General features: G+C 66.9%; 15 protein-coding genes. 11 read left to right on the top strand and 4 right to left on the bottom strand.

Annotated elements, in window-relative coordinates:
• Positions 1–90 precede the first annotated feature (90 nt).
• Positions 91–1,098, top strand: a complete 1,008-nt coding sequence (gene cydB, locus J2S53_RS16765; RefSeq protein ID WP_456241764.1) for a cytochrome d ubiquinol oxidase subunit II — start codon at positions 91–93, stop codon at positions 1,096–1,098.
• Positions 1,099–1,377: 279 nt separating this feature from the next.
• Positions 1,378–4,872 carry a thiol reductant ABC exporter subunit CydD gene (gene cydD / locus J2S53_RS16760; protein ID WP_456241763.1) on the top strand — a complete coding sequence of 1,165 codons (3,495 nt, stop codon included), beginning with the start codon at positions 1,378–1,380 and terminating at the stop codon, positions 4,870–4,872.
• Positions 4,873–5,099: 227 nt separating this feature from the next.
• Here the strand turns inward: cydD and J2S53_RS16755 are convergent, their stop codons facing one another.
• Positions 5,100–5,669 (bottom strand): RICIN domain-containing protein, encoded by a 570-nt coding sequence (locus J2S53_RS16755; RefSeq protein WP_456241762.1) that lies wholly within the window; start codon positions 5,667–5,669, stop codon positions 5,100–5,102.
• 473 nt (positions 5,670–6,142) lie between these two features.
• On the opposite strand from J2S53_RS16755, the gene J2S53_RS16750 reads away from it, so the two are divergent.
• Positions 6,143–6,562, top strand: coding sequence for a hypothetical protein (locus J2S53_RS16750; protein WP_456241761.1), 420 nt, complete (start codon positions 6,143–6,145; stop codon positions 6,560–6,562).
• Positions 6,563–6,903: 341 nt separating this feature from the next.
• On the opposite strand, the gene J2S53_RS16745 is transcribed toward J2S53_RS16750, so the two are convergent.
• Entirely contained in the window at positions 6,904–7,581 is a 678-nt protein-coding gene (locus tag J2S53_RS16745) for a hypothetical protein (RefSeq protein WP_456241760.1), read from the bottom strand.
• Positions 7,578–7,877 (bottom strand): zinc finger protein, encoded by a 300-nt coding sequence (locus J2S53_RS16740; protein WP_456241759.1) that lies wholly within the window; start codon positions 7,875–7,877, stop codon positions 7,578–7,580. The genes J2S53_RS16745 and J2S53_RS16740 overlap by 4 nt, the downstream gene beginning before the upstream one ends.
• A 179-nt stretch (positions 7,878–8,056) precedes the next feature.
• Between J2S53_RS16740 and J2S53_RS16735 the strand changes: the two genes are divergently transcribed.
• From J2S53_RS16735 to J2S53_RS16705, 7 genes are all read left to right on the top strand, one after another.
• Complete coding sequence (locus J2S53_RS16735) at positions 8,057–8,908, top strand: helix-turn-helix domain-containing protein (protein ID WP_456241758.1); 852 nt, start codon at positions 8,057–8,059, stop codon at positions 8,906–8,908.
• A complete protein-coding gene (locus J2S53_RS16730) occupies positions 8,905–9,102 on the top strand; it encodes a DUF397 domain-containing protein (RefSeq protein WP_456241757.1) in 198 nt (65 codons plus the stop codon). Before J2S53_RS16735 ends, J2S53_RS16730 begins: the two co-directional genes overlap by 4 nt.
• Before the next feature lie 332 nt (positions 9,103–9,434).
• Positions 9,435–9,767, top strand: a complete 333-nt coding sequence (locus J2S53_RS16725) for a hypothetical protein (RefSeq protein WP_456241756.1) — start codon at positions 9,435–9,437, stop codon at positions 9,765–9,767.
• Between the two features lie 5 nt (positions 9,768–9,772).
• Complete coding sequence (locus J2S53_RS16720; RefSeq protein ID WP_456241755.1) at positions 9,773–10,396, top strand: DUF3558 domain-containing protein; 624 nt, start codon at positions 9,773–9,775, stop codon at positions 10,394–10,396.
• Between the two features lie 90 nt (positions 10,397–10,486).
• Positions 10,487–10,720 carry a hypothetical protein gene (locus tag J2S53_RS16715; protein ID WP_456241754.1) on the top strand — a complete coding sequence of 78 codons (234 nt, stop codon included), beginning with the start codon at positions 10,487–10,489 and terminating at the stop codon, positions 10,718–10,720.
• Positions 10,721–11,025: 305 nt separating this feature from the next.
• Positions 11,026–11,825, top strand: a protein-coding gene (locus tag J2S53_RS16710) for an IS5 family transposase (protein WP_456241753.1) whose coding sequence is annotated in 2 segments (ribosomal slippage) — positions 11,026–11,370 and positions 11,373–11,825 — 798 coding nt in all. Because the reading frame shifts where the segments join, the coding sequence is not laid out codon by codon here.
• Between the two features lie 367 nt (positions 11,826–12,192).
• A complete protein-coding gene (locus tag J2S53_RS16705; RefSeq protein ID WP_456242812.1) occupies positions 12,193–12,399 on the top strand; it encodes a DUF397 domain-containing protein in 207 nt (68 codons plus the stop codon).
• A gap of 201 nt (positions 12,400–12,600) precedes the next feature.
• On the opposite strand, the gene J2S53_RS16700 is transcribed toward J2S53_RS16705, so the two are convergent.
• A complete protein-coding gene (locus J2S53_RS16700) occupies positions 12,601–13,056 on the bottom strand; it encodes a MarR family winged helix-turn-helix transcriptional regulator (protein WP_456241752.1) in 456 nt (151 codons plus the stop codon).
• A 110-nt stretch (positions 13,057–13,166) separates the two neighbouring features.
• Between J2S53_RS16700 and J2S53_RS16695 the strand changes: the two genes are divergently transcribed.
• The gene (locus tag J2S53_RS16695; RefSeq protein WP_456241751.1) at positions 13,167–13,613 is read left to right on the top strand and encodes a DoxX family protein; all 447 of its coding nucleotides are present in this window, start codon (positions 13,167–13,169) and stop codon (positions 13,611–13,613) included.
• Positions 13,614–13,753: the final 140 nt, after the last annotated feature.

Below are 13,753 nucleotides of genomic sequence, written 5' to 3'. Positions count from 1 at the left end.
GTTCGCCCGATCCCTCGACCGATACCGTGACCCGTTTCCGCGCGGAATCAGCCGCGCACGACCGACCGCACCGACCACCGGAGTGACCTGATGGACCTGCCGACCGTCTGGTTCTGCATCATCGCCCTGCTCTGGCTGGGCTACCTCTTCCTGGAGGGCTTCGACTTCGGCGTCGGCATGCTGCTTCCCGTCCTGGGACGCAAGGAGACCGAACGTCGAGTACTGATCAACACGATCGGCCCGGTCTGGGACGGCAACGAGGTCTGGCTGATCGTGGCGGGCGGTGCCATGTTCGCCTCGTTCCCCGGTTGGTACGCGGGGCTGCTGAGCACCGCGTACCTGCCGTTCACCGTGCTGCTGCTCGTGCTCATCGGCAGAGGGGTGGCGTTCGAGTACCGGGGCAAGGTCGACACCGACCGGTGGCGTCGTGCCTGGGACACGGTGATCGTGATCGCCTCGTGGGTCGCTCCGATGATGGTCGGACTCGTGCTGTCGGCGACCGTGTTCGGACTGCCGCTGGACGCCAACGGTGACCGGGTCGGTGGTCCGCTGGTCATCCTCACGCTGCCCAACGTGCTCGGAGCCGTGGCCGTGGCGGCCTTCTCGCTGCTGCACGGCGCCGCGTTCCTGGCGTTGAAGACCGAGGGCGGGGTGCGGGAACGAGCCCACCGCTTCGCGCTGCTGCTCGGGGTCCCGCTGCTGCTGCCCGTCGTGGGGTTGCTGCTGGTCGCCCAGTTGCGCGAGGGAGCGCCCTGGACCTGGATTCCGCTGCTGATCGCGCTGCTGACGGGGCTCACCGCGCTCGCGCGGCAGGCGGTGGGCCGCGACGGCCAGGCGTTCGTGCTGCAGGGAGTGGCGCTGGCCGGAGTGGTGGTGACCCTGTTCGGCGCGTTGTGGCCCAACGTGCTGCCCTCCACGCTCGATCCGGCGTGGTCGCTGTCGATCGCCGAAACCGCGTCCAGCCCCTACACCCTGACCGTGGTCACCTGGGTGGCCGCGTTCGGGACGCCGGCCGTGCTGGTCTACCAGGGGTGGACCTACTGGGTGTTCCGCAAGCGGATCGGGACCAAGCACATCCCCCCGGTGCACGCCGCTTAGCCGTTGTGGCCGCTCGGTTTGCGTGGCGGTGCGAGTGGCGGAACCTCTCGCGCGGCGGTGCGAGTGACGTGAGTGGTCGGAGTTCGGCCTGCGGGAGCGGTGGGAGTTCGGCCTGCGAGGGTGCTCGGGGCGCGGCCTGGGTCGAAGGGGCGCGGCGATTTCGCGAGAAATTGACGCCCCCGGGGGCCACGGCTCGGTTGGCGTCACGACGGCACGAAGCAACGAAAGCGCGAAAGCAGCAGTGATGCTGGAAGAGACCGGGTGAGGGAGGTGGGAAGCGTGACAGGTCGTTCGAGGGAGCCGAACAGCTCCCCGAGTGCCGACAGCGGCGACGGCAGCGCCGTCCTCGCCGGGGGGCCGTTGGGGGCGCTGCCCCGGCTGTCGCCGTCCACCCGGCGCGCCCTCTACCTCAGCGGTGCGCTGGCCGTGCTGAGCGCGTTCGCGCTGATCACGCAGGCGTGGGCGCTGGCCGACGCACTGGCGCGGGTGGTCATGCGGGGCTTCGACACCGCCGCCATCGGCGACCGGCTGGCGGTGTTGTGCGGCGCGGTACTGGCCCGGGGCGTACTCGGTTGGGCCACCGCGAGCGTCTCCGCCCGCGCGGCGGCAGGAGCGAAGGAGGAGCTGCGCGCGCTGCTGCTGGACGCCGCGCTGCGGCGCGGCCCCGAGTGGATCGGCCGCTACGGAGCGGCGGAGCTCACCACGCTCGCCACCAAGGGGCTGGACGCGCTCGACGCCTACTTCACGCGTTACCTACCCGCACTGGTGACCGCCGCCGTGGTGCCCGCGATCGTCGGTTTCCGGATTCTGCTCGCGGACTGGACCTCGGCGGCCATCATCCTGGTCACGGTCCCGCTGATCCCGCTGTTCGCCTGGCTGGTCGGCCGCTACACCGAGAGCCGCACCAACCGGGCCGCCGAGTCGCTGCGGCGCATGTCCGGGCAGCTGTCCGAACTGGTCCGCGCCCTGCCGGTGCTCACCGCCTTCGGCCGGGCGGGCGCGCAGCGCGAGGCGGTGCGCCGCGTCAGCGAGCGGTACCGGCGCGACAGCGTCTCCACCCTGCGGATCGCGTTCCTGTCCGCGCTGGTCCTGGAGTTGTGCGCCTCGCTGTCGGTCGCGCTGGTGGCCGTGAGCATCGGGATGCGGCTGGTCTCCGGTGACCTCGACCTGGCGACCGGTCTGCTCGTGCTGGTGCTGGCGCCGGAGTGCTACCTACCGCTGCGCAACGCGGGAGCGGCCCACCACGCCAGCGAGGACGGCCTGGAGGCGGTGCGCCGCGTGGCGGAGGTCCGGCTCGAGCCTCCGGATGCCGGGCAGGGCACCTCCTCACCCGCGCCTTCCGGGATTCCGAACGCCGCCGGGATCGCGAACGCCGCCGGAGTTCCGAGCGCCGCCCCACTGCGGGTGACCGGTCTCCGGGTGGCCCGCCGCGAGGGCCACGCGCCCGACGGGCTGGATTTCACGGCTCATCCGGGGCGGGTGACCCGACTGGAGGGCTTCGGCGGGATCGGCCCCAGCGGCAGCGGCAAGTCCACCACGTTCGCGGTGCTGCTCGGGTTCACCACCCCCGAGTCCGGGACGCTGCGCTACGGCGAGACCGAGATCGACAGGCCGGACTCCGCGAGCTGGCGCACCACGGTCGCCTGGATCCCGCAGCGTCCCGCGTTCTCCGGTGGAACGGTCACCGACGAGCTGCTGCTCGCCGTCAGCGACCAGCCCGAGGGCACCGCCGTCCACATCGACGAGGTGCTGCGCGCGGCGGCGGCCGAGCACCTGGCCGGCCGTCCGGTCGATTCGCTGTCCACCGGTGAGCGGCAGCGCGTGGCGGTGGCGCGTGCCCTGCTGCGGTTGCGCGGCCGGGCCCGCGTACTGCTGGCGGACGAGCCGACCGCCCACCTGGACGCCGCCACCGCCGCGCACGTCTCCGCAGCGATCGAGGACGCGGCGGAGTCGGGCGCCGTCGTGCTGCTGGCCAGCCACCGCCCCGGACCTGCCGAGCCGCGCGAGTCGCCGCCCGACGAGCACGAGCACGGCACCGCGTCCTCCCCCGCCGCCTCCGGACCCGCCCGCATCCGGGAGCTGGTCACGGCGCGGGGAGTCGGCGGCGCGGCGCTCGGTGTGCTCTCGCTGCTGTCCGGCATAGCGTTGACCGCCGCCTCGGCGTGGCTGATCGCGCGGGCCGCGCAGCAACCACCGGTGCTGACGCTCAGCGTCGCCGCCGTGGGGGTCCGGACCTTCGCGTTGTCCCGCGCCGTGCTGCGCTACCTGGAGCGGCTGGCCACCCACGACGCCGCGTTCCGGCTGGCGGGCAGCCTGCGGGAACGGCTGTGGGGCGGGCTGGTCCGCTGGGGCCCCGCGCGTACGGCGGCGCTGGTTCGCGGCGACGGCGCGGCCAGGCTGGTGGACGACACCGACAACGTGCGGGACCTGGTGCCGCGCGTGCTGGGGCCGCCGCTGACCGCTGTCGGGGTGGGCGGCGGGGCCGTTGTCGTGCAGGCCCTGGTGCTGCCCGAGGCGGGGCTGCTGCTCGCGGTCGCGCTGCTGCTGGCGGGAGTGCTGGCTCCGCTGGTGGCGCTGGCGGTGCAGCGTCACGCGGCGGCCGTGGTGGCCGCGGGACGCCGGGAGGTGGCCATCCGGGTGCTGGGGCTGCTCGAATCCGCCGCCGAGCTGCTGTCGTTCGGAGCCGCCGGTGAGCGGCGTGCGGAACTGGCACGCGCGGACGCGAAGCTGGCGCGCGAGGCGCGCAGGGCGGCCTCGGGTGAGGGTGCTGCCGGGGCCGTCGTCACGCTCGTGATGGGGGCCGCCGTGATCGGCTGCACCGCGCTGGCGGCACGCGCGGTAGCGGCAGGCGAGCTCGCCCCGGTGCTGGCGCCGCTACTCGCGTTGGTGCCGATGGCGGCCACCGAGGCGGTCTCCGAACTTCCCACCGCCGCGCAGCAGTGGCTGCCGCTGCGCAGGGCACAGCAGCGGTTGAGCCCGTTCCTGTCCGAGCCGGACCAGGCGGAAGGGGTGCTCTCCGGTGGAGCGCCGTCCGGTGGAGCGCTGTCCGAACGGGACGGCGGTATCGACGGCGGGAAGCGCCCGGTCGGGGTGTCCGGGGAGTCGGAAACCGAGCCGGCCCAGGAACCGCCGGTCGCTCCGGGCGAGGTGCTGCTCGAAGGCGTCCGAGCGAGCTGGCCCGGTGCCGATGAGCCCGCGTTGTCCGGGCTGACGCTGCGGATCCCACCGGGATCGCAGGTGGCCGTGGTGGGCGACTCGGGCGGTGGGAAGTCCACCACGTTGGCGGTGCTGGCCGGTCTGCTACCGGTGACGAGCGGGACGTGCGCGGTGGGTGGCAGGGTCGCGTGGTGCCCGCAGGACCCGCAGTTGGTCTCCACCACGATCCGCGAGAACCTCCGGCTGGCCGATCCCACCGCCGACGACCACCGGTTGGCGGCGACGCTGCGCTCGGCCGGGCTGGGAGGCTGGGAGGACTCGCTGGGCACGGTGGTCGGCACCGGCGGGACCGAGCTCTCCGGCGGTGAGGCGCGGCGGCTGGCGCTGGCCAGGGCGCTGCTGGTTCCCGACGCGGAGGTGCTGCTGCTGGACGAGCCGACCGCCCACCTGGACGAGCCGACCGCGCTGGAACTGCTGGACACTTTGGAACGCGAGTCGCGCGGCCGCACCGTGGTGCGGGTGACGCACCACGACCGCGAGGTGCACCGGGCGGATCTGGTGGTTCGCATCCGCCACGGTTACGCGGCGGCGGTGCACCGTTCGGCGCACCCCGCGTAGCACGAGTGACGGAAACCGACCCGAACCGGAGGCGATTCCCGACAAGGTGCTCTCCGGCTGAATCTCCCGGCGGAGATTACCGGTGGAGATAACCGGCGGGTGCTCGATTCAGCGTTCCCGCCGAAGCGGAAAAACCCCGCTCGGAATCGGAACGGAAAAACGGTCGGCTCGATCCTTTCCGATCCGTCGGAAGGAACGAGCCGACCGTTCCGCTAGTCAGGTGCGAATCAGTCGATGGGAACGGCGCTCCACCGCTGGGACAGGCTGTCCACGTCCTTGTTCAGCACGATGTCGCGCGAGGGATAGGCCACCTGGTAGGGGTTCATCACCCGGTGAGCGTTGTTGTACGGCGAGATGCGCAGCCCCTCGTCCTTGTCCACGTTCCACCACTGCTCGCGGTCGCCGCGGTCGCACTCCTGCTGCCGCACGTGGCGCAGCGCGTCCTGATTGTTGGGTTGCAGGCAGAGACCCGAGCCGACGTTCTTGATGCGGAGCACCCCGCTGAAACCGGTGGGCAGGAACTTCCACTGCTCCTGGAGCCGGTTCGCGTCGGTCCGGTGCTGGTGCCACAGGTCCAGGATGCCGTTCTTCGAGGTGTTCCACCCCTTGGTGATCATGAACAGGTGGGCGCTGCGGTTGTAGAGGTGGTAGGGCTCGTCCAGCACGATCGAGGTCTGCGCCTCGCGCGCCCCAGGCCGCTGTTCGTGCTGTTCGGCGGCACCCGCTCCCGCGCCCATTACACCCACCAGGGAGAGCGCCGTCGCGAGTACCAGTGCGATCCGCTTTTTCGGCTTCACCGAGAACCGATCCTTTCTCATGATCATTTCGTGATTCCCGGGAAAACTGTCGAACACCCGAAGAGCAAGATCAACATATCGTTCGGGTGAACCGCCAGTACTGCCCTCGGTGCCGGATCCACTCGCGTTGTCCCCGCACCGGGAACGGAACCAGGCAGACTCGCGCACCCAGGCTGTTCCCGACCCCGCTTCCGAAGCCGGGCCAACCCAACAGGAACAGGTCCGTCCGAGAAACATGGCATGATCGTCTTGTGTTGAAGTGACCGCTCAACGTAGTCGTTGCGGTTACCCTCGATCGGCTGGGGAGGCACTCGAACATGGGACGGCGGCGCGAGTTCAAGAAGCTCAACAGGCAGGGCAGGGAAGCCGCCCGGTCGTTATGGCGAACCCTGCACTCGGGCGTTGAACCACCGCCGGTATCCCTGCCGGGGGTGGTCCTCCCCGGAGAACATTGTTGGGGTGCTGCTCCGATCATGTACGCACGATGGGGAGCCGCGGACGTCGACGTCCATTACGGCGGTTTCGCGGCCGTGGGGAACCCGGCTTTCGTGCTCGGGGCTTCGCTGGCCAACTCCGCCAAGAACGCCAGACTGCGCAAACAGGCGGAACGAATGGCAGCGGCGCAGTGGCGTGGGTTCCAGAGCACGACCGTCATCGTCACCGATCGCGGAGTTCGTTGTCGCGCGGATGGCCGACTTCTGCCGTTCGACTACAGCGCAGTCACCGGGTGCTGGCCGGAGATATACAACCAGACGTTGACGCTGGAGTTCGACCGCACCTCCCCACTGCTGCTCGGAGGACCGTGGGCGGTGTGGACTTCGGTCGCCGTCACTTACCACCTGTTCGGGCAGCAGGCACTCTATTCGGGGGCACTACGTCCGCTCGTGGAGTGAGGCGGAACCCAGCTCACACGCGCCCCGCGAGCACTGCTTCCGCCGGATCAGGATGCGACTTCCATCGCCGCGCTCATCGGCTTCCACTCTTGGGCAGCACGATCCGCTCGTCGGCGCTGAGCAGGGTGATCTCCGGGGTGTCTCCTCATGGCTTCGTAACGAAGAAAGGCTGGGAGCGGCAGTAGCGGCTCCCAACCTTCAGCGATCGCGCTCGAAGAAACGCGAGCGGCAGTATCGCACACAGCGACCGAGCCGGTCGTTGGCAAGAACGTTGGCGGGAGACATTGGATAGATACGTGTGCTGCTGTCGGTGGCGGAGCGACAGTGCTCTCGCCGACCGTTCAGGCAGCCATGGCCCGTTCTCGGTACGGCGACGGTTCGCCGATGTGCCTCACCTCGCATCCTTCTCCACCGTTTCCGAGTTCCGTCCATTTAGGATTTACCGCTGCGGAGCGGGAACGGCTCGCTTCGAGCCGGTGTTCGCCGATGTAGCCGGGTTCGGGGATCCGCTCGGGCACTTCGGGCAGGCTGAGCAGCCTGGCGAGGTCTTCCTCCGCGAGGCTGGTGGGGTGGCGTGGTCGTTGTCTGGCCGCGTTGTGGGGTCGGTAGTCGGGGTGGTTGAGCAGGGCGCGTCGTTCGGCCGGTGTGGGGTTGGGATCCGGCCGGTGGCCGAGGGCGTCCCACCAGCCCGAGTCGGGTGAGCGGTCGGGGCCGTGCAGCACGATCGTGGCTCGCCGCAACAGCGAGCCCGGCGGGATAGGGCCACAGCTCACTCCCGGCGTGCTGTTCCCGGTGGTGGCACTGTCGTCGCGGCGTTCGGCCGAGTTCGGTGTCTGGTGCCGCGCGAGCAGACCGGCGACCGTCAGCGCGCCCGGACCGACGTCGGCGTGCTCGCCGTGCCCGCCGCGTAGTGGGGCCAGCGCGCTGCCCACCGCCAGCGCCAGCACCGTGCCGATCAGCCACAGCAACCCGAGTGGCTGGTGCGGCACGGCCGGGCCCAGCGTGCTGGCCGCCGTCACAGCGCACCCCCGTGATCGCCGAAGCGTTCGCGGAGCTTGCGACTGGTCTCCTGTTCCTGGCGCTCCTGTTCACGGCCGTGCTCGATCGCCGCGCTCATGCAGATGTCACAGGTCGGCACCAGCCAGTCCACCTCGGACGGATCCGTCAACACCACGTGCTGCCCGCACAACGTGTCACGCCGCTGCTCCGGACGCGGCCGAACCTCCCGCGAGAAGGCGTGTCGAAACCCGCCCACCGGGTTCCACCACACCACCGGACCCGACCAACCCCACCCCAACAACGGAACCTCAAGCATCGCGAACACTCCTTGTGAACTCTCTCGAACGTTTCAGCGAGATCGCTTTACTTCGGAGCGACAGTTGCACATGTTTAACAAGCTGTCACATGTTACAGACTCCAAGTTGGGATCACTCCTGGTCAATGACACCTTCAGGTGATCTATGAGGGTCAACGAGAGTGTTTAGGATGTGGCACATGGCCCGCAGCGCACGAGGAAGCCCGCAAGCACGAGCGCTGGGCGCTGAGCTGCGTGAATGTCGCCAACAGGCGAAAGCGAGCATCCGTCAACTGGCACAAAGACTCGGTACGCACCACATGACGGTGTCCCGTTACGAGACTGGCGATGCCGTACCTGAGCCCGAAAGAGTGGCTGATTACCTCTCGGCTCTCGGGGTGAGCGATACCGAGTACGAACGCATCCTCGCCATCGCCCGAGAAGTCGGTGAACCGAACTGGCTCACCTCGGGAGCGCCCGGTGTAGAACAGCAGCTGAAGACACTGATCGAGTGCGAAAGATCCGCGACTGCCATCACCGACGTGTCACCGCTGCTGGTTCCGGGCCTGCTCCAAACCGCCGACTACACCCGCACCGTGATGTCGGGGATCTCTCCCGGTGAAACAGAAAAACGAGTCGTGCTGCGTCTCGGCAGGCGTGACACGATCACGAGAGCGGATGGTCCGCACCTGACGGCCATCATCTCCGAGGAAGCTCTGCAGCAGCCCACCGGTGGCTATCCGGTCATGGCAGAGCAACTACGCCATCTGCTCAAAATGGACGAGGAACCGAATATCACGATCCGGGTTCTTCCCACGCGGCAACAGATCGTTCATCCGGCACACGCAGGACCCTTCGTGCTGTACGAGTTCTCGAAAGCCGCGCCGATCGTCCATCTGGAGCACTACAGCTCCGCAGCGTTTCTCTATGGCATGCGCGACGTCACGGCCTACCGGGAAGCCGTTGTCACCCTGCACGAGCTGGCCCACCCTGAAGCGGAATCACGAGAGATCGTCGAGCAAAACGCCGCACACATGGAGAAACACCAATGATTCCCACCAATGCAACCTGGCGGAAGTCGAGCCGGTCGCACCAGAAGACCAACTGCGTCGAGATCGCCTTATCCAGTCAGGCCGTCGGCATCCGCGACACCAAGGACCGGCAGGGCGGCACCCTCACCGTCAGCCCAGCGGCCTGGGCCGGATTCCTGAACCACCTCAAAACCGGCGACTACGACCAGGGCTGACCCAACCCAGCGCCGTTTACGCCGTGGCCGGGGCGTCGATTTCCCGCGAAACTCCCAAAGCCCCGGCACTACGCGGCACGAGCGGCATCCCGATCAGACTCGCGGACCGTTCGGCAGAGCGACCTCGCCTGGTTGGCCGCTCCCCCTGCGCGAGCACTATGGACAGCATTGGACCATCCGAGTGATCGCGGTGCGTTCCCGGAACACCTCGGAGTGCTGATCGTCATAGTGGCCGTAGGTCCATCCCGCTGACGCGACATACCCAGATCCGGCAGGATGTGACCCGGTTTCGGATCACGACCCAGCGGCCAACGGCCCAGGAAGGAGCAGACGTGAGCCAAGACGGTTTCAGCGTCGACCAGGACAAACTCAAAGCATCCATCGCGGACCTGCGCAAGGCAAGAGACGAGGCCACAGAGATCGCCAACAACTCAACAACAATCGCCCCGGGCGAGTTGACCGCATACGACGACACCACCGGAAAGGCACGCGAGGCGTTCCAGAAGCGTATGAGCGATCCAGAAGGATCACTTCGCGCTGCCGCTGAAGATATTCGTAACAAGCTGGACGAGAAGATAGCCGCTTTCGAAGCCCTGCTGCGCGAATACGGCATCGCCGAGGACAACGCTTCGGTCGCACAGCGCGACACCGAAAGGCAGAGCTGAACACCGTGGAAAACTTCACGCACAAGGCACGACGCGGCGCTGTCATCGCGGGCGGACTCGCGCTGACCATAACACTGGCCGCCTGCTCCAGTGACTCAACGGGCCAGACCGGAACTCCAGAAGACACAGCCACCAGCAGCTTAGCTTCGTCCGACTCGCAATCCGAAACCGGAATCACCAACCCCAAAAACCCCGCCGCACTCGAACCATGCGAACTACTACCCACCGAAGCCACCGCCACACTGGGAGTGGAGACCAGAGGAGAAAGGAAACAGAACGATCTCAAACCCAGCCTCCCAGATCTGTGCGCTTGGAAAGGCAGAGAGAATGGCTCGAAGCAAGTTACCTTAGTCGCGCTCCCCGATCGCACAATTCAGCAATACTACGACAACAAATCAAACTACGGATACTTCGAAAAAATGCAAGTTTCCGAATATCCCGCAGTTGTGGGGAACACGAAAGCCCCCATGGAGGGTTCCAATTGCACGATGTACATGGCCGCTAACGAAAACCAAATAGTCATGTCTTCCATGTTTATTTCCACTAAAAACATCGGAAAAGTAAATCCGTGCGACTTGGCAAAGCAGGCTCTGGAGCTATCTCTGCCATCGTGGCCAGCGGCGAAGTGACCCCACAGGGGTAATGAGCTACTCCGAAGCATCCTCCCGAGGTCACAGACACAACCCGGTAGCTGGAACTCCTCCGTGAGGAGGATCCATGTGGCACCACCACCTCCATCACAGGAGTTCCACAACCACCTTCACCCCTCCCTCACGAGCGAGGCGCTCCAGAAGCGCATGAACGCCCCCGAAGGATCGCTTCACGCTGCCGCTGAGGACATTCGCGACAAACTGAACGAGAAGATAGCCGCTTACGAAGCCCTGCTGCGCGAATACGACATCGCCGAGGACAACGCTTCGGTCGCACAACGCGACACCGAAAGGCAGAGCTGAACACCGTGGAAAACCTCATGCACAAGGCACGACGCGGCGCTGTCATCGCGGGCGGGCTCGCACTGACCATGGCACTGGCCGCCTGCTCCAGTAACTCAACGGGACAAACCGGAAACCCAGAAGACACAACCACCAGCAACGTGACCTCATCCGCCTCGCAATCCGAAACCGGAATCACCAACCCCAAAAACCCCGCCGCACTCGAACCATGCGAACTACTACCCACCGAAGCCGCCACCACAATAGGCGTGACCACTAAGAGCCCCTAACACGTTGGTGATACCGGGCTGGGATGATCTTGGTTGATGGCTGCGCCGTGGGTGGTCTCAGACGAGTTGTGGGAGCGGATCGAGCCGCTGTTGCCGGCGCGTCCGGCGGGTCGGACCGGGCCGAAGCCGTTACCGGATCGGCAGGTGTTGCAGGGCATCCTGTTCGTGCTGGTCACCGGTATCGGGTGGGAAGACCTGCCGCAGGAGCTGGGGTTCGGATCCGGAATGACGTGCTGGCGGCGCCTGCGGGACTGGCAGGAAACAGGGGTCTTCGACCAGCTCCACGAGGTGCTACTGGCCGAACTCAACGCGGCCGGACAGATCGATTGGTCGCGGGCGTGTGTGGATGCTTCCCACGTCCGCGCGAAAAGGGGGGCACGGCCACGGGGCCGAGCCCCGTTGACCGGGGCAAAACCGGATCGAAGCACCACCTGATCACCGATGGCGGCGGCATTCCGCTGGCCACCCTCCTCACCGGCGGCAACCGGCATGACATTACCCAACTGCTGCCGCTGGTCGAAAAGGTCCCGCCGGTACGAGGGCGACGCGGACGGCCCCGCCGCAAACCCGACGTGCTCGTCGCGGACCGCGGCTATGACTACGAGCCCTACCGCCACCAGCTCCGGCAACGCGGAATCACTCCGCTGATCAGCCGGAAACGCACCCGCGACACCAACCAGCCCGTGCGCTGGGTCGTCGAACAAACCCTGGCACTGCTACACCAGTTCCGACGCCTGGCCACCCGATGGGAACGCCGCACCGACATCCACCACGGCTTCCTCACCCTCGCCACCAGCCTCATCAGCTGGCGCCGACTCCCCAAACAAATGCGTTAGGGGCTCTTAGTCGCGTTCCCCGAACGCTCCATCCAGCAGTACTACGACAACAAATCGAGCTACGGATACTTCGAAAAGCTGGAGGTTTCCGGACATCCCGCAATTGTGGGAAACACGGAAGCTCCTATGAAAAGCTCGGGTTGCGCGATGTACATGGCCGCAAACGAAAACCAGATAGTCCTGTCCTCCACTTTTATTTCCACTGAGAACATCGGAAAAGTAAACCCGTGCGACTTGGCGCAACGAGCCCTGGAGTTGTCGCTACCGTCGTGGCCAGCGGCGAAGTGACCCCGTAGGGGTAATGAGCTGCTCCGAAGCGTCCTGTTCGGTGTCCGATCAGCCAGGAAGGTGGAACTCAGCCGTGACGATGACCCGTGAACATCCCGCACCGCACACATGGCGCAAGCCCAGCCGCAGCGCCAACAACGCCCACTGCGTCGAAGTCGGCTTCGCCGACAACACCATCGCCGTTCGCGACACCAAGGACCGCGCGGGCGGCGCCCTCACCGTCACCCCCGCAATCTGGGCCGGATTCCTGAATCACCTCAAAACCGGCGACTACGACCAGGGCTGACCTGGCGCGCATGCCGCGCTACGCCGTGACCGGGGCGTCGATTTCTCGCGAAATCTGCGAAGCCCCGGTGCAAGACAGCGCACGAGACACGCCGAAAGATTCTCGGCGACGACGTAGCTCTCGGAGCACCGCGCTCAGCCGCTCGACTCGTGTCGGCACGACCACTCGAAGTCGGCAAACAGGTGCTCGGGATCGCGTCACTCAGTCCTCCAGCCCCCGCCCCACGGTGTCGAGCGCGTCGGTCAGCGCGGCCAGTTGTTCGCGGCTGAGCAGGTCGATCAGCGAGGAGCGGACCAGCTCCACGTGGCCGGGCGCCACCCGGTTCAGCTTCGCCATGCCCTTCTCGGTCAGCACCGCGAACACCCCGCGATCGTCGCCGGGGCACGAGCTGCGATACACCAGCCCGGCCTTCTCGAGCTTGCCGATCTGGTACGAAGCCCCGCTCTTGGAGGTCAGCAGCGATTCGGCCAGCTCGGTCATCCGCAGCTGCCACTCCGGCTCGTCGGCCAGCCGCACCAGGATCTCGTACTGCGGATGCGACAGTCCCTCCTGCTCACGCAGGTGATGTTCCACACGCCGCTCCACCCGGTGGCTCGCCGCCAGAAAGGCGTTCCACGCGGCCTTTTCCTCGGAGTCCAGCCACCTCGGTTGCGTCATGCACCCATCATAGCGGTTGTTCGAATTTGAACAACCCGGTAATTTGGCGATGGTTTCAATTTGAACTACCCGGTCGGGGAACCCCGACGCCGAACCACAGGAGGAAGACCGTGCCGCAGTTACCAGCCGGAATCCGCGATCTCGCCCTGCTTCTCGGGCGAGTCGTGCTCGGAATCGTGTTCATCGCCCACGGCATGCAGAAACTCACCCAGTGGGGAATCAGCGGCACCGCCGAATCGTTCGCGGGCATGGGAATACCCGCCCCCGGAGTATCAGCCTGGTTCGCCGCGCTGGTGGAGACGCTGGGCGGTATCGCACTGATCCTGGGAGTAGCACTGCCGCTCGTAGGCGTGCTGTTGGCGGCGGTCATGCTCGGGGCGTTGTTCTTCGTCCACCTCAGCCAGGGCTTCTTCTCCTCCGGCGGAGGTTACGAGTACGTGCTCGTGCTGGCCGCCGCCGCGCTCGCCCTCGGCTTCAGCGGCGGCAACTACTCGGTCGACCGGATGTTGCGCAAACCGCGCGAATCGGAAGCCACTCCGAGTACGACGAACGCCTGAACAACGTCCGCACGGGCACGACGCGGTACTCGGCACCGCGTCGCACCGGCACGAGCCGCCCGCGCCCGGGACGCGAAGAGGCATCCGAAGCGGAGGATCCCGGGTGCAGGACAGCCCGGGAAACGGCGAATACCGGGTGG

Source organism: Actinopolyspora lacussalsi (assembly GCA_030803735.1).
GTDB lineage: Bacteria > Actinomycetota > Actinomycetes > Mycobacteriales > Pseudonocardiaceae > Actinopolyspora > Actinopolyspora lacussalsi.
Note: the sequence above shows the minus strand (reverse complement) of the source record. Positions and strands in the feature narration are given on the sequence as shown.

Coding starts and splice junctions, on each gene's coding strand:
- cydB (WP_456241764.1), top strand. CDS start 91: ATGGACCTGCCGACCGTCTGGTTCTGCATCATCGCCCTGCTCTGGCTG.
- J2S53_RS16750 (WP_456241761.1), top strand. CDS start 6,143: ATGTACGCACGATGGGGAGCCGCGGACGTCGACGTCCATTACGGCGGT.
- J2S53_RS16740 (WP_456241759.1), bottom strand. CDS start 7,877: ATGCTTGAGGTTCCGTTGTTGGGGTGGGGTTGGTCGGGTCCGGTGGTG.
- J2S53_RS16735 (WP_456241758.1), top strand. CDS start 8,057: ATGGCCCGCAGCGCACGAGGAAGCCCGCAAGCACGAGCGCTGGGCGCT.
- J2S53_RS16730 (WP_456241757.1), top strand. CDS start 8,905: ATGATTCCCACCAATGCAACCTGGCGGAAGTCGAGCCGGTCGCACCAG.
- J2S53_RS16705 (WP_456242812.1), top strand. CDS start 12,193: ATGACCCGTGAACATCCCGCACCGCACACATGGCGCAAGCCCAGCCGC.
- J2S53_RS16700 (WP_456241752.1), bottom strand. CDS start 13,056: ATGACGCAACCGAGGTGGCTGGACTCCGAGGAAAAGGCCGCGTGGAAC.